The organism is Pseudomonas sp. LBUM1652 (assembly GCF_059716105.1).
Genome location: NZ_CP166804.1, coordinates 3,060,243 through 3,080,961 on the forward strand (window position 1 = coordinate 3,060,243; position 20,719 = coordinate 3,080,961).

At 59.9% G+C, this 20,719-nt stretch carries 14 protein-coding genes; 2 read left to right on the top strand and 12 right to left on the bottom strand.

What is annotated here, in order from left to right; all coding sequences use genetic code 11:
• The first annotated feature begins 41 nt into the window (after nucleotides 1-41).
• Nucleotides 42-3,383 carry a maltose alpha-D-glucosyltransferase gene (treS, locus tag ACA069_RS13910; protein ID WP_497618069.1) on the top strand — a complete coding sequence of 1,114 codons (3,342 nt, stop codon included), beginning with the start codon at nucleotides 42-44 and terminating at the stop codon, nucleotides 3,381-3,383.
• Nucleotides 3,384-3,385: 2 nt separating this feature from the next.
• Nucleotides 3,386-5,617, top strand: a complete 2,232-nt coding sequence (gene glgB / locus ACA069_RS13915; protein WP_497618071.1) for a 1,4-alpha-glucan branching protein GlgB — start codon at nucleotides 3,386-3,388, stop codon at nucleotides 5,615-5,617.
• Nucleotides 5,618-5,715: 98 nt separating this feature from the next.
• On the opposite strand, the gene ACA069_RS13920 is transcribed toward glgB, so the two are convergent.
• The 12 genes from ACA069_RS13920 to glgX all read right to left on the bottom strand — a co-directional run bounded on the left by ACA069_RS13920 (nucleotide 5,716) and on the right by glgX (nucleotide 20,548).
• Complete coding sequence (locus ACA069_RS13920; RefSeq protein WP_497618073.1) at nucleotides 5,716-6,786, bottom strand: autotransporter domain-containing protein; 1,071 nt, start codon at nucleotides 6,784-6,786, stop codon at nucleotides 5,716-5,718.
• A 321-nt stretch (nucleotides 6,787-7,107) separates the two neighbouring features.
• Nucleotides 7,108-9,615, bottom strand: coding sequence for an autotransporter family protein (locus ACA069_RS13925; protein WP_497618075.1), 2,508 nt, complete (start codon nucleotides 9,613-9,615; stop codon nucleotides 7,108-7,110).
• Nucleotides 9,616-9,812: 197 nt separating this feature from the next.
• Nucleotides 9,813-10,595, bottom strand: a complete 783-nt coding sequence (locus ACA069_RS13930; RefSeq protein ID WP_187678313.1) for an endonuclease/exonuclease/phosphatase family protein — start codon at nucleotides 10,593-10,595, stop codon at nucleotides 9,813-9,815.
• Nucleotides 10,596-10,767: 172 nt separating this feature from the next.
• Complete coding sequence (locus ACA069_RS13935; protein ID WP_401265068.1) at nucleotides 10,768-11,034, bottom strand: short-chain dehydrogenase; 267 nt, start codon at nucleotides 11,032-11,034, stop codon at nucleotides 10,768-10,770.
• Nucleotides 11,031-11,315 carry a DUF3077 domain-containing protein gene (locus ACA069_RS13940; RefSeq protein WP_497618078.1) on the bottom strand — a complete coding sequence of 95 codons (285 nt, stop codon included), beginning with the start codon at nucleotides 11,313-11,315 and terminating at the stop codon, nucleotides 11,031-11,033. The genes ACA069_RS13935 and ACA069_RS13940 overlap by 4 nt, the downstream gene beginning before the upstream one ends.
• Before the next feature lie 355 nt (nucleotides 11,316-11,670).
• Nucleotides 11,671-14,301: a hypothetical protein gene (locus tag ACA069_RS13945; protein WP_497618080.1), complete on the bottom strand. Its 2,631-nt coding sequence runs from the start codon at nucleotides 14,299-14,301 to the stop codon at nucleotides 11,671-11,673.
• Between the two features lie 125 nt (nucleotides 14,302-14,426).
• Nucleotides 14,427-15,185, bottom strand: a complete 759-nt coding sequence (locus ACA069_RS13950) for a PIG-L deacetylase family protein (RefSeq protein ID WP_401267357.1) — start codon at nucleotides 15,183-15,185, stop codon at nucleotides 14,427-14,429.
• Nucleotides 15,186-15,342: 157 nt separating this feature from the next.
• The gene (locus tag ACA069_RS13955; RefSeq protein ID WP_497618082.1) at nucleotides 15,343-16,029 is read right to left on the bottom strand and encodes a glycosyltransferase family 2 protein; all 687 of its coding nucleotides are present in this window, start codon (nucleotides 16,027-16,029) and stop codon (nucleotides 15,343-15,345) included.
• Nucleotides 16,026-16,625 (bottom strand): SAM-dependent methyltransferase, encoded by a 600-nt coding sequence (locus ACA069_RS13960; protein ID WP_489879826.1) that lies wholly within the window; start codon nucleotides 16,623-16,625, stop codon nucleotides 16,026-16,028. The genes ACA069_RS13955 and ACA069_RS13960 overlap by 4 nt, the downstream gene beginning before the upstream one ends.
• Nucleotides 16,622-17,392, bottom strand: a complete 771-nt coding sequence (locus ACA069_RS13965) for a PIG-L deacetylase family protein (protein ID WP_497618242.1) — start codon at nucleotides 17,390-17,392, stop codon at nucleotides 16,622-16,624. Before ACA069_RS13965 ends, ACA069_RS13960 begins: the two co-directional genes overlap by 4 nt.
• A complete protein-coding gene (locus ACA069_RS13970; protein ID WP_497618243.1) occupies nucleotides 17,389-18,387 on the bottom strand; it encodes an acyl-CoA dehydrogenase family protein in 999 nt (332 codons plus the stop codon). Before ACA069_RS13970 ends, ACA069_RS13965 begins: the two co-directional genes overlap by 4 nt.
• Nucleotide 18,388: 1 nt before the next feature.
• A complete protein-coding gene (glgX, locus tag ACA069_RS13975; protein ID WP_187678318.1) occupies nucleotides 18,389-20,548 on the bottom strand; it encodes a glycogen debranching protein GlgX in 2,160 nt (719 codons plus the stop codon).
• Nucleotides 20,549-20,719 lie beyond the last annotated feature (171 nt).

The window sequence follows — 20,719 nt, forward strand, 5'->3', positions numbered from 1 at the left end:
GGGTATTCGTGTGGTCTCAGCGAATTGAACAGGAGTTTCACATGGCGAAGAAACCCAAGGCAGCCACCTTTATCAAAGACCCGCTCTGGTACAAGGACGCGGTGATCTATCAGGTTCACGTCAAATCGTTTTTCGATTCAAACAACGACGGGATCGGCGACTTTCCCGGCCTGATCGCCAAGCTCGACTACATCGCCGAACTCGGCGTCAACACCATCTGGCTTCTGCCGTTCTACCCGTCGCCACGTCGCGATGACGGCTACGACATCGCCGAATACCGTGGCGTCCACAGCGATTACGGGACCATGGCCGACGCCAAGCGCTTTATCGCCGAGGCGCATAAACGTGGGTTGAGGGTCATCACCGAGCTGGTCATCAATCACACCTCCGATCAGCACCCGTGGTTCCAGCGTGCGCGCAAAGCCAAGCCCGGCTCAGCGGCGCGGGACTTTTATGTGTGGTCGGATGACGATCAGAAATACGATGGCACGCGGATCATTTTCCTCGACACCGAAAAGTCCAACTGGACCTGGGACCCGGTCGCCGGCCAGTACTTCTGGCACCGTTTCTATTCGCACCAGCCAGACCTGAACTTCGATAACCCGCAAGTGATGAAAGCCGTGCTGTCGGTGATGCGTTACTGGCTGGACATGGGCATCGACGGCCTGCGTCTTGACGCGATTCCGTACCTGATCGAACGCGACGGCACCAACAACGAAAACCTCCCGGAAACCCACGACGTCCTCAAGCAGATCCGCGCCGAAATCGACGCCAATTACCCCGATCGCATGCTGCTGGCCGAGGCCAACCAATGGCCGGAAGACACCCAGTTGTACTTCGGCGACACCGATGCCGCAGGCCTGAATGGCGACGAATGCCACATGGCGTTTCACTTCCCGCTGATGCCGCGCATGTACATGGCGCTGGCCCAGGAAGATCGCTTCCCGATTACCGATATTCTGCGGCAGACCCCGGAAATCCCCGCCAACTGCCAATGGGCGATTTTCCTGCGTAACCACGACGAGCTGACGCTGGAGATGGTGACCGACAAGGAGCGCGACTATCTGTGGAATTACTACGCCGCTGACCGCCGCGCGCGCATCAACCTCGGCATTCGTCGGCGTCTGGCGCCGTTGATGGAGCGCGATCGCCGTCGCGTCGAGCTGCTCAACAGCCTGCTGCTGTCGATGCCGGGTACGCCGACCCTGTATTACGGCGATGAAATCGGCATGGGCGACAACATCTACCTCGGCGACCGCGATGGCGTGCGTACACCGATGCAATGGTCGATCGACCGCAACGGTGGTTTCTCCCGCGCCGATCCGGCGAGTCTGGTGCTGCCGCCGATCATGGACCCGCAATACGGTTATCTGTCGGTCAATGTCGAAACCCAGGCCGGCGACCCGCATTCGTTGCTTAACTGGACGCGGCGCATGCTCGCCGTGCGCAAGCAATCCAAGGCGTTCGGCCGTGGCACGCTGAAAATGCTCTCACCAAGCAACCGGCGGATTTTGGCTTATACCCGTGAATTCACCGACGCCGACGGCAAGCACGAAATCATTCTCTGCGTGGCCAACGTGTCGCGCAGCGCGCAAGCAGCGGAGCTGGACCTGTCGGCGTATGTCGGCATGGTGCCGGTGGAAATGCTCGGCGGTAACGCCTTCCCGCCCATCGGCCAATTGAATTTCCTTTTGACGCTGGCGCCATACGGCTTCTATTGGTTCGCACTGGCGACGGAAAACCAGATGCCGAGTTGGCACGTGGAACCGGCGCAGAGCCTGCCGGACTTCACCACGCTGGTGCTGAAAAAACGCATGGAAGAACTGCTCGAAACGCCGTCCCGCGCGACGCTGGAGCAGGGCATTCTGCCGAGCTGGCTGCAAAACCGGCGCTGGTTCGCCGGCAAGGACGCGGCCATCGACAAGGTCAATCTGGCCTATGGCGTGCGTTTCGGCGATGCGGAGCATCCGGTGCTGCTCAGCGAAATCGAAGTCACCAGCGGTGGCCAGACCAGCCGTTATCAACTGCCGTTTGGCTTTATTGCCGAAGATCAGGTCGGTGCGGCGCTGCCGCAGCAATTGGCCCTGGCCCGCGTTCGCCGCGTGCGTCAGGTCGGGTTGATCACTGATGCATTCAGCCTTGAGGCGTTTATCCGCGCTGTCCTGCAGGGCATGCAAAACAACACCGTGCTGGAATCGTCCGAAGGCGAAATCCGTTTCGAACCGACGCCGCATCTGGACAAACTCAACCTGGGTGGCGAGTCCGAAGTGCGTTATCTGTCGGCCGAGCAATCGAACAGTTCGGTGGTGATCGGCAACAGCCTGGTACTTAAGCTGATCCGCAAAGTCGCTTCTGGCGTACACCCGGAACTGGAGATGAGCGCTTACCTGACCGCTGCCGGATTTGCCAATATCTCACCGCTGCTCGGTTCGGTGATTCGCCGCGACAGCAAGGGCGAGGACAATCTGCTGATGATCGCCCAAGGCTATCTGAGCAATCAGGGCGACGCGTGGGAATGGACGCAGAACAACCTCGAACGGGCGTTGCGCGACGAACTGGCCGATGCCATGTCCGAGCAGGACCAGCACTACAACGCGCTGGGCGAATTGAAGGACTTTGCCGGGATGCTCGGCCAGCGTCTGGGAGAAATGCACCAGGTGTTAGCGGCGCCGACCGATGACCCCGACTTTGCCCCCCAAACCAGTACGGCCAAAGATATGCAGGCCACTGGCAAGGATGTCGCCGGGCAGGTCGAGCATGCGTTGAAGCTGCTTAAGCAGCATCAGGGCGAGCTTAGTGCGGCGGATCAGAAACTGGTCAAGCGACTGGTCGACGAGAAAAAAACCATCCTGGCCCATGTGCAGGAACTGGCTAAAAAAGCCGTCGGCGGTTTGCGCATTCGTGTGCATGGCGACCTGCATCTGGGGCAGGTGCTGGTGATCAAGGGCGATGCCTATCTGATCGATTTCGAGGGCGAACCGGCGCGACCATTGAGCGAACGTCGTGGCAAACACAGCCCGTACAAGGATGTCAGCGGCGTGCTGCGATCCTTCGATTACGCGGCAGCGATGACCATCAACGTGCACAACGTTGATCACAGTGCTGAGTCCGAAGCGTCCCGTCACCGTGTGGCCGAGCGATATTTGCGTGAGGCCCGAGAGGCATTTGTTCAGGCATATCGCCGGGCGGCAGCTAGTCTTGATCATGCCTGGCAAGATCCTGACGGTGCCGACGCCGCGCTGGCGTTGTTCGGTCTGGAGAAGGCGGCCTATGAAGTGGCCTATGAAGCCGAAAATCGCCCGACGTGGCTGCCCGTGCCGTTGCACGGTTTGTATGGGTTATTGACGGGGCTTAAACCCTTTTCCGATCTTGGTGGAGAGTAGTCATGAGTTTCTCGAACAAGGAACAGGGTCAGGTCAAAGAAGCATTGCTGCCGTCAGCCAGCGATATTGACGCGCTGGTACGTGCGGAACATCCAGACCCGTTTTCCATTCTTGGCCCGCACGGCGATGGCGCCGGCGGGCAGTTTATCCGCGCCTATTTACCGGGTGCGCTAAGCGTTGTGGTGCTGGACAAGGCGTCCGGCGAAGAGCGCGGCCCGTTGGAGCAAAGTGAAACGCCGGGATTGTTTGTCGGTCACTTCGATCAGGCGCGGCCGTATCTGCTGCGCACCCGTTGGGCCGGCGGCGAGCAGGTGGCGGAAGATCCCTACAGCTTTGGCCAGTTGCTCGGTGAAATGGATTTGTATCTGTTCGCCGAAGGCAATCACCGCGACCTCAGCGCATGCCTCGGCGCACAACTGACAACTGTCGATGGCGTTGATGGCGTGCGCTTCGCCGTGTGGGCGCCGAATGCGCGGCGAGTGTCGGTGGTCGGTGATTTCAACGTATGGGACGGGCGCCGGCATCCGATGCGTCTGCGCCACCCATCCGGGGTCTGGGAGCTGTTCATCCCGCGCCTGCAAGCGGGGGAGTTGTACAAATACGAAATCCTGAGTGCCCAAGGAATTCTGCCGCTCAAGGCTGACCCGATGGCGCTGGCAACCAGCCTGCCGCCGGACACGGCGTCGAAAGTCGCCGCGCCGCTGCAAGTCGACTGGCAGGATCAGGACTGGATGAACGGCCGCCGCGAACGGCAGAAACATTCCGCGCCGCTGTCGATCTACGAGCTGCATGCCGGTTCGTGGCAGTGCGAGCTGGATGATCTCGGCGAAGTCGCGCGTCAGTACACCTGGCCGGAACTGGCCGAACGCTTGATTCCATATGTGAAAGAACTGGGCTTCACCCACATCGAATTGATGCCGATCATGGAACACCCGTTCGGTGGCTCATGGGGCTATCAATTGCTCTCGCAATTCGCCCCGAGCGCACGTTACGGCACGCCGGAGCAATTCGGCGAATTCGTCGACGCCTGCCACCGCGCCGACATCGGCGTGATTCTCGATTGGGTGCCGGCGCATTTCCCGACCGATACCCATGGACTGGCGCAATTCGACGGCACGGCGCTGTACGAGTACGGCAATCCGCTGGAAGGTTTCCATCAGGATTGGGACACGCTGATCTACAACCTTGGCCGCACCGAAGTGCATGGCTACATGCTCGCGTCGGCGTTGCACTGGTTGAAGCATTTCCACATCGATGGCCTGCGGGTCGATGCAGTGGCCTCGATGCTCTATCGCGACTATTCGCGCAAGGCTGGCGAATGGGTACCTAACCGCCACGGCGGGCGGGAGAATCTGGAGGCCATCGACTTTTTGCGTCATTTGAATGACGTGGTCGAGCTGGAAGCGCCGGGCGCGCTGGTGATCGCCGAGGAATCCACGGCGTGGCCGGGCGTCAGTCAGAGCACACAGCAGGGCGGACTGGGCTTTGCCTACAAATGGAACATGGGCTGGATGCACGATTCGCTGCACTACATTCAGCAGGATCCGGTGTACCGCGCTCATCACCACAACGAATTGAGTTTTGGCCTGGTCTACGCTTGGTCCGAGCGTTTCATCCTGCCGATTTCCCACGATGAAGTGGTGCATGGCAAACATTCGCTGATCGACAAGATGCCCGGCGATCGCTGGCAGAAGTTCGCCAACCTGAGGGCCTATCTGAGTTTCATGTGGACCCATCCGGGCAAGAAGCTGCTGTTCATGGGTTGCGAGTTCGGCCAGTGGCGCGAGTGGAATCACGATCAGCAACTCGATTGGTATCTGCTGCAGTATTCCGAGCACAAAGGTGTGCAGAAACTGGTAGGCGACCTCAATCGCCTGTACCGCGAATTGCCCGCGCTGCACGATCAGGACGACGCACCGCAGGGTTTCCAGTGGTTGATCGGTGACGATGCGATCAATAGCGTTTATGCCTGGCTGCGCTGGAGCAAGGACGGCGAACCGGTGCTGGTGGTGGCCAACTTCACGCCGGTGCCGCGCCAGTCGTATCGGGTTGGTGTGCCCTTTGCCGGGCGCTGGACTGAATTGCTCAACAGCGATGCCGACACTTACGCCGGCTCCAACTATGGCAATGGTGGCGGGGCGTTTACCGAAGAGGTGCCGAGCCATGGTCAGGCGTTGTCGCTGGAGTTGAATCTGCCGCCGTTGGCGGTGTTGATCCTGCGGCCTGGGGGGTGACTTGAAAAAGATCGCAGCCTGCGGCATCTCCTACATTGGAATGCATTTCCCTGTAGGAGCTGCCGCAGGCTGCGATCTTTTGATCTTTTGATCTTTTCCTACCACCTCATCCGCACGCCCAGACTGCCGATCAAGCCATTCAAATCATTGTCATCGACATCACTGCTGTAATCGGCGCTGACATACAGACTCACGGCCGGCGTCACCCGCGCCACCAGACCCAAGCCCAACTCGACGGTCGAGGACTTGCGGCTGCTGCTGATCTTGTCGACCTGATCCAGTGTCACCGTGTTGCCGGTATACACCGTGTGCCAGAGGTTGGTGCGCACGTAGGGTTCGACCGGCAAGCCATTCAAGTCATAACTGCCTTTCAAACGCGCACCGACGCGCCCGCTCCAGGAGGTCACATCCGTGGAAGAGGCATTGCCAGAGCCCGCGTAAGGTGTGTCGAGGGTGATGCGCTGATTGATCAGTTGCGCTTGAGGTTCCACCACCCAGTTTTCGCTCAAACCGATCGGGTAGCCGCCTTCGACCGAGAAAGTCATGGCGCTGCCTTCGGTGGCTTGCCGTGCTCCTTGTTCGTTGCGGCTAAAACCGCTGACCCGGCCACCACTGGCTGACAAGTCGACGTGCCAGCCCTGCGCGCCCGTCAGGCTGTAATACGCACCCAGGCTTTGGCCCTGGAGGTTAAGCGTATCGGTGGTCGGGTCGCTGAGGGCGCGGCTGGTGATCAGCCCGTTGCCATTGGCTTGAATCTGGTTCTGACCGCCGATGAGTCCTAGGGTCTGGGTAGGCCCATTGCCGCTTCGCAGGGTAAGGACGGCGGGACCTTTGAAATGACCGCTGCCAGGCGTTGCGAAGCTTGCGGACAGCACGTCGGTTTGTGCCTGTCGGGCACTGCGCCCGTAAAGCTGCTCCCAGGCGCCCGGGGCGAGATCTTCTGTGATGAGGGTGGCCCCTCGCAGGTCCGGGCGCGGGTTGATGCGTTGCGGACCGGGCGTGATCACTGTCGCGGGCAGGGTCATGACCGGTACGTTCTCTCGATACCACGGGGTCGTTTCATCCGCCGCAGGGCCGGCCTGCGCCTCCATGGATGAGCACAGCAAGAGAGAACTCGACACTGTGCAGAAGCTTATTTTGATCTCGTGTGTGTGGAATGAAGTTTTCATGGAGGTCTACCTTGCAAGCGCATGTGGCATCTCGATATGGCGTCTCTCCTACCCCGAACGAGGGGCGACCGAATGGAGCGGGGCGAACCGTGGCCGCTCGATTTCGCGAGTGTCCTGAGGGTCGCCCCGGAAGTAAATCTCGGGGTAGTAAGGTAGAGATAAGAAGAGCTGTGCCCGTGCGTCAAGAAATTGAACGATGAGCGGTAGTGGTAAATCGGGATTCGCAAGCGTTTGTTTTTCTGTACATAACTAAGTGTTTGTTTGTATGGAAAAACGCCATGAAAGCCCCGCGCCAGAGGTGTTTTATTACCGACGGAAGGTCTACCAGCTAATCCGGATTCCCAGGTTCCCCGTCACGCCGCGCAGGTCATTACTGTCAATATTGCGGCTGTAATCGGTGCTGGCGTAAACGCTGACGGCGCGGTCAAGGGTGACTACCACACCCAGTCCGAGATCCGCCGTTGAGGACTTCTGTTCAGTGCTGATCACATCGCTGTCGCCAAAGGTTACCGAGTCGGTGCCGGAAAACGTGTGCCACAGATTAGCCCGCAGGTAGGGTTCTACCGGTAAGCCGCTGACTTCATATCGACCCTTGATCCGCGCGCCGAGCCGGCCGGTCCACGCACCGTCGGAGTCGAACGACACACGCGAAATGCCGTCGTCCTGACTGTCGAGGGATATCTTTTGGTGAATGACCTGTGCTTGCGGTTCGACCACCCAGGTATCGTTGATTGGCAAAGGGTAGCCAGCCTCTGCCGACACGGTCAGCGCATGCCCGCGATTGTCCAGTTTTACGCCTCGATCAGAATGGTTGTCGCCATCGAAGCGCGTGCCCATGACCACGGTATCGATGTACCAGCCATAGGGATCGGTCAACGTCCAGTACAGGCCGTAGCTGTCGCCCTCAAGTTTGATTTTGCCGGCGCTGTTGCCCTCGAAACCTTCATTGAAACCATCGACGTCTCCTTTTAAACGGCTATGGCCGACGAAGAAACCGATGCGTTGGGTCTGGCCGCCGGAGGTCTGCGAGCCGTACAGGTCGGTGCCGACTTGAAAGCCATTGAGCGACCCATCCAGACGCGGGGTGACGGTGCCGGCCCAGGTCTGTTCGAGGTTCTTGCCATAGACCCGGCCCCAACTTGCGCCTAACGCGCCAGTCTCGCTGAGCAGGCGCTGGTCGCCCTGACGATCATGGAAAGTACCCAGCGCATTGAGGGTCAGTTGCGCCGCGGCAGGCGGAAGCACCGACCAGGTCGGAACTTCCGGACGGTACAGAGGAATCGGCGCGGCACCCGCCACGGCTGCGGGCAAAACCGGCAATGGCGGACTGCCAGTCGGAGCCACGGCCGCGATCGGCGTGGCAACCACAGGCACCAGAATCGGCGGCAAGCTCGGATCAGGGTTAGGCACACTCACCACTTGTGGCGCGACAATGGCCGAGCGCAAGTACCAACTGTTTTCCGTACCGGCAGTCACGCCGCCCTTGAACAGGTAGTAGTCGTAGGCCCCGGCGGAGACCGGGCCGTTCAGGGTAAAGGCGTTATCGGCGCTGACCGTGCTGCCTTGCGCCTGCACCAGTTGAATACCGTTGGCTTGAGTCAGCGCGCCCAACCCGCCAAGATTTGTGACGCTGATCACTGTCCCGCCACTCAGGCTGCCGTTACTGACCACCAGCTTGTCACTGGGCGAGTCGTCGCCTGCGACCACACTTTGCAATAACAACTGACCACTGTTGCCGACGTAGTTGCCTTGTACGGTGAGCGTGTCGTCGGTGCGGCTGTTGCCGCGGGTCAGGTCAATGACGCCTGCGTTGTTGAACGTCACCGCTTGCCCGGCCACGGCGGGAGACACAGAGCCTTGCGTGGACAGCACGACGCTGCTGGCATCGACATTCAGCACGCCGCTGCCGGTTCCGGCATCACCCAACACAAGGTTGCTTGAGCCAAGATCCAGTTGCGAGCCGTTGCTCAGGTTGACGGTTTCCCAATTGCTGAAGCGCGTGGGCAGGCCGGTGCGGGTGTTGTCGAAGGTCAGCACATCGTTGCCGACGCCGCCATCAACGTTGGGCGTGAGTGCGAGAATGCTGTCATCGAGATTACGCAGGGTGGCGCTGTCATTGCCGACGTCCATCAGGATCGCCGAGCGGATGATGCCGCCTCCGTCCCATAGCAAGCGGTCATCACCGGCGCTGGCGCGGATCTCGCCGACGATTTCCCCACCGGTCAAGGTAATGCTGTCGTTGCCACCGCTGACACTGACGTTGCCGCCAATCCGGCCGCCCGAAACGATGATGGTATCGGTGCCGAATCCGGTGACCAGATTGCCGATGATCTGCCCGCCGGACAGGTCGAAAATATTGTTGTCGAGCTTCATGTCGACCCGGCCGATGGTGCCGCCGGTCATGCGCGCGACATCGCCGTCCTCGAAGGCTGCAACGATGGTGCCGCCGGTCATCAGGAACGTGTCGCGACCGTCACCCTGAGCAAGAAATCCCAGTGAGCCGCCCGTCATGACGAAGTCATCGATGCCCGCGCCTTGATTGACGGCGCCAGTGATGACGCCAGAGTTGATTTCGACCCGGTCAGTGCCTGCACCAAAGGTCACGCTGCCGTTGATCTGGCCGCTGCCATTGGCGGGGAGGGTCAGGCTGTTGTTACCGGAGAGGTCGGTCAACGGGCCGCTACTGCCACTGTCGCAAGTGTAGGCATCGTTCCCTGCGCCGGGCGTCAACACACACGCCGACCAGGCCGGTGGACTGGCGAGCAGAACGAGGGAGGCAGGCAAAATAAAGGTGTGCGGCAAAATTCTCAGAGATCTGATAGATCGCATCACGGCAATTCCCTGGTTTAGCCATTGGGGAATTCATCCTTGAATGGGTGCTTGATCTATATGCCTCTGAAGCTAATGAACTACGTGAGATCTGTACCCTAACGTTTTGAAAGTGCCAATCCTTCAGCTTTTTAAGGTGTAGTTGTTTTTTCGCGATGATCAAAGACTTCTGACAGACGGTCTTAGTGCAAGCAGTGTCAAAGATGCACCTCAACCGCCAGCGGCAAGTGATCCGACAGGTGCGTCCACGGCTTGTTGCCGAGAATCTGCGGGTCATGACTGCTGGCGTTGCGCAGGTAGATTCGGTCCAGACGCAACAATGGAAACCGTGCCGGATACGTCTTGGCCGGACGCCCGTGATGACGTTCGAAGGCTTCGTGCAAATAGTCGCGACGGGCGAGGGCGGCGTTGCCCTGAAGCTGCCAGTCATTGAAATCGCCGGCAATAATCACTGGGGCATCGTCGGGCAGTGACTCAAGCAACTGACAAAGCAGTTGCAACTGCAATTGGCGATGGCTTTCCAGCAGACTCAAATGCACGCAGATCGCATGGACTTCGGCATGTCCCGGCACGTCCAGCACGCAGTGCAACAAGCCACGGCGCTCGGGGCCGGTGATCGACACGTCGAGATTGCGGTATTCGCGAATCGGGTATTTCGACAGTAATGCATTGCCGTGGTGGCCATCGGGATACACCGCGTTGCGCCCGTAGGCGAAATCGCTCCACATGCTGTCGGCGAGAAATTCATATTGTGAAGTTTGCGGCCATTCGTTGTAGCGGTTCGAATGCCGCTCGTGCTCACCCACCACTTCTTGCAAAAACACCAGATCGGCCGAGGTACTGCGCACCGCCTCGCGCAGCTCCGGGAGAATGAAGCGCCGGTTGAGCGCGGTGAAGCCCTTGTGGGTATTGACCGTCAGCACGCGCAGGCGATGGATGACGGGCGCGTCGACGGTGTGACGCTTGGGATCGCTGGACACGGTTACTCCTCTGAATCCTGAGTGCGTATTCATGCGACTGATGGGTGGGGGTGGCGGTTCCTTCTGAATCAACACAGCCAACGAGTGTAGGAGCTGTCGAGTGAAACGAGGCTGCGATCATTTGATCTTGTTGTTCAGGATCAAAAGATCGCAGCCTTCGGCAGCTCCTACATCAGACGCGCAATCGAATCTGCCGCCCCAACACATCCATCACATCACAGCCATCGCGCAGCAACATCGCCGCCGCGTGGGCCAATTGCTGCACATCGGCACCTTTGGCTGACGAGATATCCAGGCTGGCCAGGCTTTCCATCATCTGCGTCACCGCCAGAAAACGACTGGCCGCACTGGTGTGCAACACATCCAGCGGCGCTTGGGTGGAAACGAGCAGGACGGGAATGCTGTCTTCGTTGTGGGTCATCGAGATGTGCGAATTCATGCTTCACCTCCGGCGCGTGCAGCGTGCAAACCATCAATCGAAGCCTGCACCAGCGCGCGTGCGCTGCCGAGCATCTGCTGACAGGCCCAGTTCAACGAACCGCTGTGTTCCGGGCGGGTGGCGGTAGGGGCTTGATGGGCGAGGGCTTCGGCGCAACTGAGGTAGACGGCGGCGTGTTCCAGGGCGTCGAGTAAGGGGATGCCGGGTTGTACGGCGAAGAGGTGGTGGGCGACGTGGTCGCAGCGGGCGAAGGGGGTGGAAGTTGTGGTTGGATCGGTCATCGGTGTAGCTCCTTAGTCATCAAGAGCTGCCACTCGGTCGCCGTCAAACGAATGGGTGGCAACTGTGCGCAGGTTGACGGACCGGTCTAAGGTACCCGGCGCACTCGAAAGTGCCCCGCGCACAGTCACCATTGAGCTTTGTATCGAGCACGCAAGCGCGCGAGCAAAGTTGGAGAACAGTGCACACCTTAAAAAACCGCCGAGCCGTCAAACCCGATCACGAATGAGTCGTGACGGACGCGAGGATAGGGAGTGAGGCCAAACCCGTCAACCGCCACAAATCGTCCGAAATTGTCTCAGCCCCTTGTGGGAGCGAGCAGGCGCACACCCACACCCACCGGGCTGGAGGCTGTTTCTACCGCTCACGTACCCAGATGTTATCAATCCAGAAGTCATTACCACCGCCACTGCCCACAAAGTTTTTGACCGCGAACGTCACAACCTTGGTGGAGGAGGCCGTGTAGAGACCTGAACCGTTTTTCCAGACCCCAGGCTGATTTTGTGTATCGACCTGTCCTCCAATTTCTATGTCGTCAATTTTCAAACAAAGTCTTGTCGAATAGCCGCTGTTTGTAATAGCCGCCACTGAAAAACCAAAGTCGTAAGTCTTTCCTGCCAAGACCGAGAGCGGGATTACCATGACATTGCCACTATGATCCCCAGGAAACTCGCCTTGATAGTTGGTGTTACACCGAACAGTGCCGTTTTCGTTGTAACAGTTGTCTTTCCAGGCATACCCACCTTGGGGAGTCCACCCCTGAAGATTGCCGTTATTGAAATCCCACGTGATCGACAGTTTTTCTCGCACATTGACGACTCTCGGGTCAGACTTCTGAGCTGCCCCATACAACGCCTCGGCGATAAAGCTGTGGGCGCCCACATTCAACCCCGTGATCAGTTTGGTCCAGACGCCAGTGACGCGGTCGGCCGTGGCTTCGGCCTTGGGTGTGTCGCCGTCGAGGATTTTCACATCCTGGTCCTTGGCGGCAGTGCCCGTCAGGATCACTGCCGTTTCCACAGTGATGCCGTCCGGTTGAATCTCGTCTCCACTCGGCGAGCCGGTGATCATTGTGATCTCAGGCTTCACATCCTCAACGGCCTTGACGGTATAAATGCGTTTCTTGAAGATTAGCGCCAGACCAACGTCCTGACTTCCGCCAAGTCCGGCTTTGAACTCCAGTGTCAGTTCGCTACCGTCTTTCAGATTCTGCAAGGTGGCGAGGGGGATCAAGCGCTCCCAATAGCCTTGGCTGATCCAGGTACTGTTGGTTTGCGAGCCCGGTGGTTGCCAAAACGTTTCGTCGTAGTTGTTGCCATCCTTTTTGGTGCCTGTCAGGCGCAGCCAGACGTACTGAGCCAGCGCAATCAGTGGCCAACGGTTCACTCGCACGGTTGCGGCAGTGGTCAGCTTGCTGACGTCGAACTCGGGGCCGGCACCATTGTTGGCCGCCTGGGTGATTAACGGTATGCCCATGGCGGGGTTTTCATCGGCAATCGGCAGCACACTCAGATCCAGCGGATCCGATGGTGTGCTATTGCCGGTCACGATGTAGGTCACCGTCACCGTTTTACCAAGGTTGAACGCCACGACTGCGTTGTCCAGAGGGATGTTCAGATCCCCTTGCGTGCTCACATTGATGGGGCCGACGGTCTGGCTGCCCGAACCGGCGGTGCCGCTCCAGGTCACGGTGACCTGCGTGCCGATCATGTTGGGGTAGGCTGGAATCACGGCCGTCAGGGCGTCCTTGGCAGCGAGCGGCTCGAGGCTTGTATCGTTGGGGGCTTGCTTGATTTTTGGCTTCAACAATTTAATCGGGGCCGCACCCGTCACCGTGGCCTTCGCGGGTTTTGAGTTACCCACCAGATCACCGTTGGGGCGGCGCAGTTCGTAGGTCACCGTCACGCTACTGCCAGCGAAGACCTTGTCGTTGGCCATTTCAAGGAACAAGGTTTTCTTGGAACCGAAAGGATCCGCTTCTACTTTGCCGGGGACAGTCACTACCACGTCGGCGGGTTGGCCTGTATTTTTCGCGGTGTAGGTGGCAAGGACATCGTCACCGGCCACAAAACGGCTGTCCGCCGTTATCACAACCATCAGTAACGGATTACCGGCGAGTTTTTCCAGATCGATGATGCTCGCATCATCACCCGGAAAATCTTCCAGCCGTTCCAGCAGAATCGGCATGGGCAGCAGGACACCATCCAGATCCTCATCCACGGTCTGCGCCGGCGACCACGGTGCATCGGTGTCCGGGCCGTTACCGAGCTGGTCGATGACGGTGTAGGAAAAATTCAGTTTGTGATCCAGCCGTTTCGCCTTGTCCAGGTAAGCGCGATCCACGGTGAAGCAGATGGTGATCGGCACTTCGGAGCCATGATCCGGTGGTTGCGGCGCCTGATTCGGATTGACATCGGCCGTCATCAGTTCGCCGTTGCATTTGAGGCTGATGCGGTCGTAAGCCCGGCAGTAGGGGTACGCCACACACACCTCTGCGCTGACGAAGTCCGGGGCGACGCCGTTCTTGATGGCGTCGGGCAGCAGCAATTTGAGTTCGGAGTGACCACCGGGATCGGTCAAGCGATCTTTGAGGCCAGGACGGATGCGGTTGTACAGCAATGTCAGCGCCGGCGTCGAAGTCCCCTTGTTCAGACTGCCGCGGGTGATGGTGTAAACGAGTTCATTGACAAGGTCTGTCAGCAGCAGGCCTATGGGCAGATACAACGTTTGAATGTTGTTCTCTCCGCCATCCGGGATGGTTTTTGTGGCCTCGGTGCTGGCGCCGTTCAGCACGAGTCGGATGACATCGCCGGCATCAACCGTACCCGACGCCGGCGGATCGACTGCGATTGTCAGGCCCATGGGTTTGAGGTCATAGACATGTTTGGGCACACCATAAATGGCGCCGACTACCGGGGTAGTGGCTTCAGGTACTCGGGGTGGGCGGAGCACGAGAATGGTGTTGTCTGGTGGGTTTGAGGTAGTCATATGGGCGAAGCTCCTGCGCAGAGGGAACGGGCAGGAGCTATCAGAGCGCTAAACGATGAATTAGACACCTGTCAGATCTGACAGGTGGCGACGAGTGGTCATTGATGTGAACGCACAGGCTTTGCTCAGACGAAAACAATTTCGTAAGGCAAACGCATCCGCTCCAGAATCACCGGTGGCAGCATCGGGGCGATGCCGATTGCCGGTTCGCCCTTGAGCTGACTGGCGTACGCGTGGGTAGCGTGGCTCTTGCGCGCGACGGTCCAGGTGTCGAGGCGCAGTTTGCGTGCGCGCTCCCAGGGGATCAGTTTTTGATCGCGCTCTGGCCAGTGCCATGCCCAGACCGGCACATCGTGGAAGGTCGCCCCGGCCAGTTCGGCGGCTTCGGCGGCAGCGCAACCAACCGCCTCATGATCGTCATTGCCATCGCCGCGCCAAGTGCTGAACACCACGTCACCTGGCCGCAAGTAGCGGCCGATGAACTCGGTCAGTTGAACATGCTGGTCGCTCAAGGCGTTGTCGGTGAAACCGCCGCGCACCCATTTCAGGCTGTGCATCGGCAAGCCGAGGCGCCGCAGGGCTTCGACGCTTTCCTGCGGGCGAAATACGCTCAGGCGTTTTTCCGACCATTGCCGCGAGCCGGGGTGGCTGGCACTGCCGTCGGTGATCGAGAGCAATTGCAGCGGATGACCGAGACTTGAGAGTAATTGCAGCAGGCCGCCGCAGGTCACCACTTCATCCCCGGGATGCGGGGCGATCACCACGGCGCGGGCGCCGGGCGGTACCAGACTGCGGGTGTTGATCACGGGAATATTGTCGAGTTGCGCGGCGCTGTTCCAGATTTGCGCCGACGGGCTGTTTTCGATGAGCGATAACGGTTTCATGGGTACGACGTCCTTGTGTTGTCTCGCCCTCAATCGTGCCCACAGCCAGAAACATCTGCGGTGGCCGACCCGTGAAGGCTGGTTGATTGCCGTGCGGTGCTCCGAACCCTGGATTGCCGCGCAGAAGAGTATTGCTCATGAAGCGTGGTTCGTCGCGTCACAGATCAATCTGATCCGCTTTTTTTTGTGTCATCTGTGCCATATTTCGCAAGTAGTCGCCAAATCCACCACGCGCGCGGCTGTCGAAACGGGCGCTGGTGTGAACTTGCGGGCGATGGCTCCAGGCGATGTTCGCGCCGGCCAGTTCCAGCGCCCGCACCAGTTGCACATCTTCGTCGCAAGCCAGCGGTTTAAAGCCTCCAGCCCAACGATAGGCATCGGCGCTGACGCCCAGATTGGCGCCATGGATATGCCGGTGGCCCTCGCAGGCCCGATAGTGCCGGTGATAGCGAATTTGTGCCGCTTGATCGAACGATTCATGCCAGCGCTCGACAGTGACCGTACCGCATACCGCGTCCGCACCCAACCCGAGTTGCGCCACCAGCCAATCATCGGCGACGCGACTGTCGGCGTCGGAGCAGGAGATCCAGCGCGCCCCGCGCTCAAGCAACAGCTGTGCGCCAGCGGCTCGGGCCTGGCCGACATTGCGTGCATCAATATGCAGGCTCTGCACCGGATAACCGCTGACGATCTGCGCCGAGCGATCAGTGCAACTGTCGAGCACCACCAGCACTTCAACCCGTTCGCCAGCGAGCAAACCGTGCCGGCTGGCCCTTAGCGCGGCGTTCAGGCATTCGTCGAGCAGGTCTTCCTCGTTGTGCGCCGGGATCAAAATGCCAATCATCGCAAGCCCTCCAACGATGCCACCGAGCGCGGTTCGCGACTCCATACTTCAAGAATAAAGTCGGCCTCCTGATGCAGCACCAGGCGCGGCAAGTGCAATTGTTCGTGGATCAAGTCGTGAACCTGCCGTGCATTTAGCGGGCAGCCGTCGATGGGTGGTCGCCAGTGGCAGGCCAGCAGTTGGCCGTCGGCGGTCAGGGAATCACTGATCCGGCGGATCACTTCTGTCAGATCTTTACTGTCGAGGTAGTAGCCGATCTCGCTAAATACAATCAGGTCGAATTTTTCCTCCGGCCAGTCGCCGGGCAAACGACTTTGGCGTACTTCGGTGTGATCAAACAGGCTCAATCGCGTGGTCGCCAGACTCACCGCAGCGCTCGCGGTGTCACAGCACAGGAGTCGATCACAGCGACCGGCCAGTTCGGCACTCAACTCGCCATTGGCGCAGCCCGGCTCGAAAATCGACCGGTAATGCGGACGCGGCAAAGCGGCGAGGGTGATCGCGCGTTTGCGTTGCTCATACCAGCGCTGGCGGAACGCCCACGGGTCATCGTTGCCGGCGAACAGGCCTTCGAAGTAACGATCCTCGACGCTCATAGAAACACCACTTCAAACGGTTGCAGCAGGCGATCGAGCACGTACGGCGCCAGCACCGGGGCGAGTCCGGCGGCCGCGTCGCCTTCCAGCTGGCTGGCGAAGGCGTGTACTGCGTGGCGTTTGCGCGCCACTTGCTCAGGCGACAGAAGAATCTTGCGTGCTCGTTGCCACGGCACCAACACGTCTTCAGGCGTTGCCCAGTGCCAGGTCCACACGGGTAGCTCATGGCAGGTTGCGCCGACTCTGCGCGCCGCTTCGGCACTGGCGCGACCGACGGCTTCATGGTCGCAATGGCCGTCCTCGCGCCAAGTGGTAAAAATGACATCGTCGGGGCGCAGATGCCGCTCGATAAAGTCGCTCAGCTCAGCTTCTTGCGCCGCTACTTGCGTGTCAGTGAAACCGCCACGCAGCCATTTCACTCGATGCATGGGCAGGCCGAGGCGCCGTAGCGCTTCGGCGGATTCCTGCGGACGGATCACGCTCAGGCGCTCCACTGGCCAGCGCTCGGAGCCGGGGTGGCTGGCACAGCCGTCGGTGACCGAGATCAGTTGCAGCGGGCGGCCGGCAGCGGCGAGCAATTGCAGCAGGCCGCCGCAACCGAGCACTTCATCGTCCGGGTGTGGCGCGATGATTACTGCTCTTGCGCACGGCGGAACCAGACTTTGAATATCAATGCTGTCCAATTGCGCCAGTTGCCGCGAATCCTGCCATTGGTGCAGGGACGTGCCTTGGCCGACGATCGGATTATCTTTCTTGACCACATTCATAGCGTCCATGTCTCTTCGGGTTGAGCGGCAACCAGTTGGCCGAGGCCGGCGAGGTCGCGTTCGGCGTGGCTTTGACGCAGAAACACCGGCAGATCGGCGATCAGTCGGGCGAAATGCCGATCCTTGCAATACGGCCCGGCACCCAAGGCACGTCCGACCTCACGGATGACTTGCTCGGCGGATTGTTCCACCACGGCGCGGGCGCGTCGGGCCAGCAGTTCGGCGCTGTCCTCGGGATTTGCGTCGATGTGCAAGGCGCTGAAGCGCAGCACATCGGCGGCCGCCTGCAACGCGCTGTCGACCGCGCCGAGATGGGCGAGGGCATGCGGCTCGTCTCGATGAGCACATTGCTTGCGCAGGTATTCACCGATTTGCCGCGCAGCGCCATACCAGCACGCTGCGATGCCGATCCCGCCTTGCCAGAAGCCTGGGCGTTGCAGGTAATCACCGGGATTGCCGATGGCCTGCGCTTCGGCGCCGTCGAACAGCACTTCGACGCTGCCGGTGGCGCCCATGCCCACCGCTTGCCAGCCTTGATCGGTAACGGTCACGCCCGGTTGATCCAGTGCGACGGCAACCAATTGTTGCTGATCATCGGCATCCCACGCGGTGAGCAGCGCATGGCTCAGCACGGCGGCGCCGGAACACCAGGCTTTTCGTCCATTGAGCGTGACCATATGCCCGGCGGGACGCACTTGCACCCGCGCTTGCGGCGGTTCGGCCGCCCACATGCCCCACGTGCTGCCGGGCGTTGGCGAACCACCCAATTGCTCGATGATTGCCAGCGCGTCGGTATGGCCTTCATAGAGTTTGCATAACCCCAGATCATGCCCGCCGACATTCGCCAGATGCCGAAAACGCTCCAGCGTGTGACCGCTGCCCGGCAGCGGTAAACGATCCAGTCCGGCTTCAACCATGGCCCGCAGGCATCCACCGAGAGCTAACGTGTCGGCATAGTCCGGTGGACGGCGGGCCAGATAGTTCTGCAAGTCCATATCAGTCTTCTTCTTCACGTTGCAGTTCAAACAGCAGCAGCGAACGTCCGGTGACGGAGTACTCGTGACCGAAGTCGAAGCGCTCCTGGCCTCGGATCGCCGGCTGATTGGTGTCGACCATGCAGGTCCAGAAACTGCCTTCCGGGACTTCCGGCAAGGTGAAGTTGACGATGTCGTGGTGGGCGTTGACCACCAGCAGCAGGGTCGCGTCGGCACCCTTGCGCAGAATCCCGGTTTCCTGCGCGCGGCCGTCGAGCAACATGCCCAGGCAACGGTTGTGCGCGTCATGCCAATGCTCGGTGGTCATCTCGGTGCCGTCCGGGGCGAGCCAGGTCACGTCCTTGACGCCGATGTCCTCGTTGTACTCGCCGACCAGGAAGCGCCCACGACGCAGGATCGGATAAGCCAGACGCAGCTTGATCAGGCGTTTGACGAATTTGAGCAGGGCCTTGCCGTCCTCGCTCAGATCCCAGTTGACCCAGCCGATCTCGCTGTCCTGGCAGTAGGCATTGTTGTTGCCATCCTGCGTGCGGGCGAATTCGTCGCCGGCGACAATCATTGGCGTGCCTTGGGCCAGCAGCAGCGTGGCGAAGAAGTTGCGCATCTGCCGATGGCGCAGGGCGTTGATTTCGGGATCGTCGGTCGGACCTTCAACGCCGTGGTTCCAGGACAGGTTGTTATTGCTGCCGTCCTGATTGTTCTCGTCGTTGGCTTCGTTGTGCTTGTCGTTGTACGACACCAGATCGTTGAGGGTGAAGCCGTCGTGGGCAGTGATGAAGTTCACTGATGAATACGGCCGCCGGCCGCGCTGGTTGAACATCTCGCCGGAAGCGGTCATGCGGCTGGCAAAGTCGGCGACCTGGGCGTCGTCACCCTTCCAGAACGCGCGCACGGTGTCGCGGAATTTGTCGTTCCACTCGACCCAGCCCGGCGGGAAGTTGCCGACCTGATAGCCACCGGGGCCGCAATCCCACGGTTCGGCGATCATTTTCACCTGACGCAAAACCGGGTCCTGACGGCAGGCCACAAGGAAGCTGTGCCGCTCATCGAAACCGTCGTGGTAGCGGCCGAGGATAGTCGCCAGGTCGAAGCGGAAACCGTCGACATGCATCTCGCTGGCCCAATAACGCAGCGAGTCGGTGACCATTTGCAAGACGCACGGGTGACTCAAATCCAACGTGTTGCCGGTGCCGGAATCGTTGATGTAGAAGCGCTTGTCGTCCGGCATCAGCCGGTAGTACGAGGCGTTGTCGATGCCGCGCATCGACAGGGTCGGGCCTTGCTCGTTGCCCTCGGCAGTGTGGTTGTAGACCACGTCGAGGATCACTTCGAGATTGGCTTCGTGCAGGTGCGCGACCATCTCCTTGAACTCGGCGATCTTGCCGCTGGCCAGGTAGCGCGGGTCCGGGGCGAAGAACGCAATGCTGTTGTAGCCCCAGTAGTTGGTCATGCCCTTGTGCAGCAGGTGCTGGTCGTTGACGAAAGCGTGGATGGGCAGCAACTCGACCGATGAAACCCCGACGCTGCGAATGTGCTTGAGCACATCGTCATTCATCAAACCGGCGAAGGTGCCGCGCACGTTTTCCGGCACAGAGGGGTGGCGCATGCTGATGCCGCGCACATGAGTCTCATAGATGATGGTTTTGTCCCACGGCACGCTGACGCGCTGGTCGTTGCCCCAGGTATGCGCCGGGTCGATGACTTTGCATTTGGGCACGAAGGGAGCGCTGTCGCGTTCGTCGAAACTGAGGTCGGCGTCGGGGTGGCCGATGGTGTAGCCGAACAAGGCTTCGGACCACTTGAGTTGGCCGACCAGTTGTTTGGCGTAGGGGTCGATAAGCAATTTGTTGTGGTTGAAGCGGTGGCCGTTGGCCGGGTCATACGGGCCGTAGACGCGGTAGCCATAGATCAGCCCCGGATGGGCGTCGGGCAAGTAGCCGTGGTAGATCTCATCGGTGTATTCGGGCAGTTCGATTCGTTCGAGCTCGACTTCACCGGCATCGTCGAAGATGCACAGTTCGACCTTGGTGGCGTTGGCGGAGAACAGGGCAAAGTTCACCCCTAAGCCATCCCAGGTCGCACCGAGCGGGAAGGGCAGCCCCTCACGAATTCTCGAGGGCTCGGCGTGCTGTGCGGGCTCGGCTTTTTTTGGACGGGTCATGATTGCTCCTGCAAAAATCGGGGTAGTTCGGTTGATACCTGACCAGTGGGGGGAAGCTTTTGTGGTGAGGGGATTTATCCCAGATCGGCTGCGCAGCAGTCGCAAAATCATTGAATGCGGGGTGTCAGATGTTCCGCATTGGTTGTTCTGGGGCCGCTTCGCGACCCATCG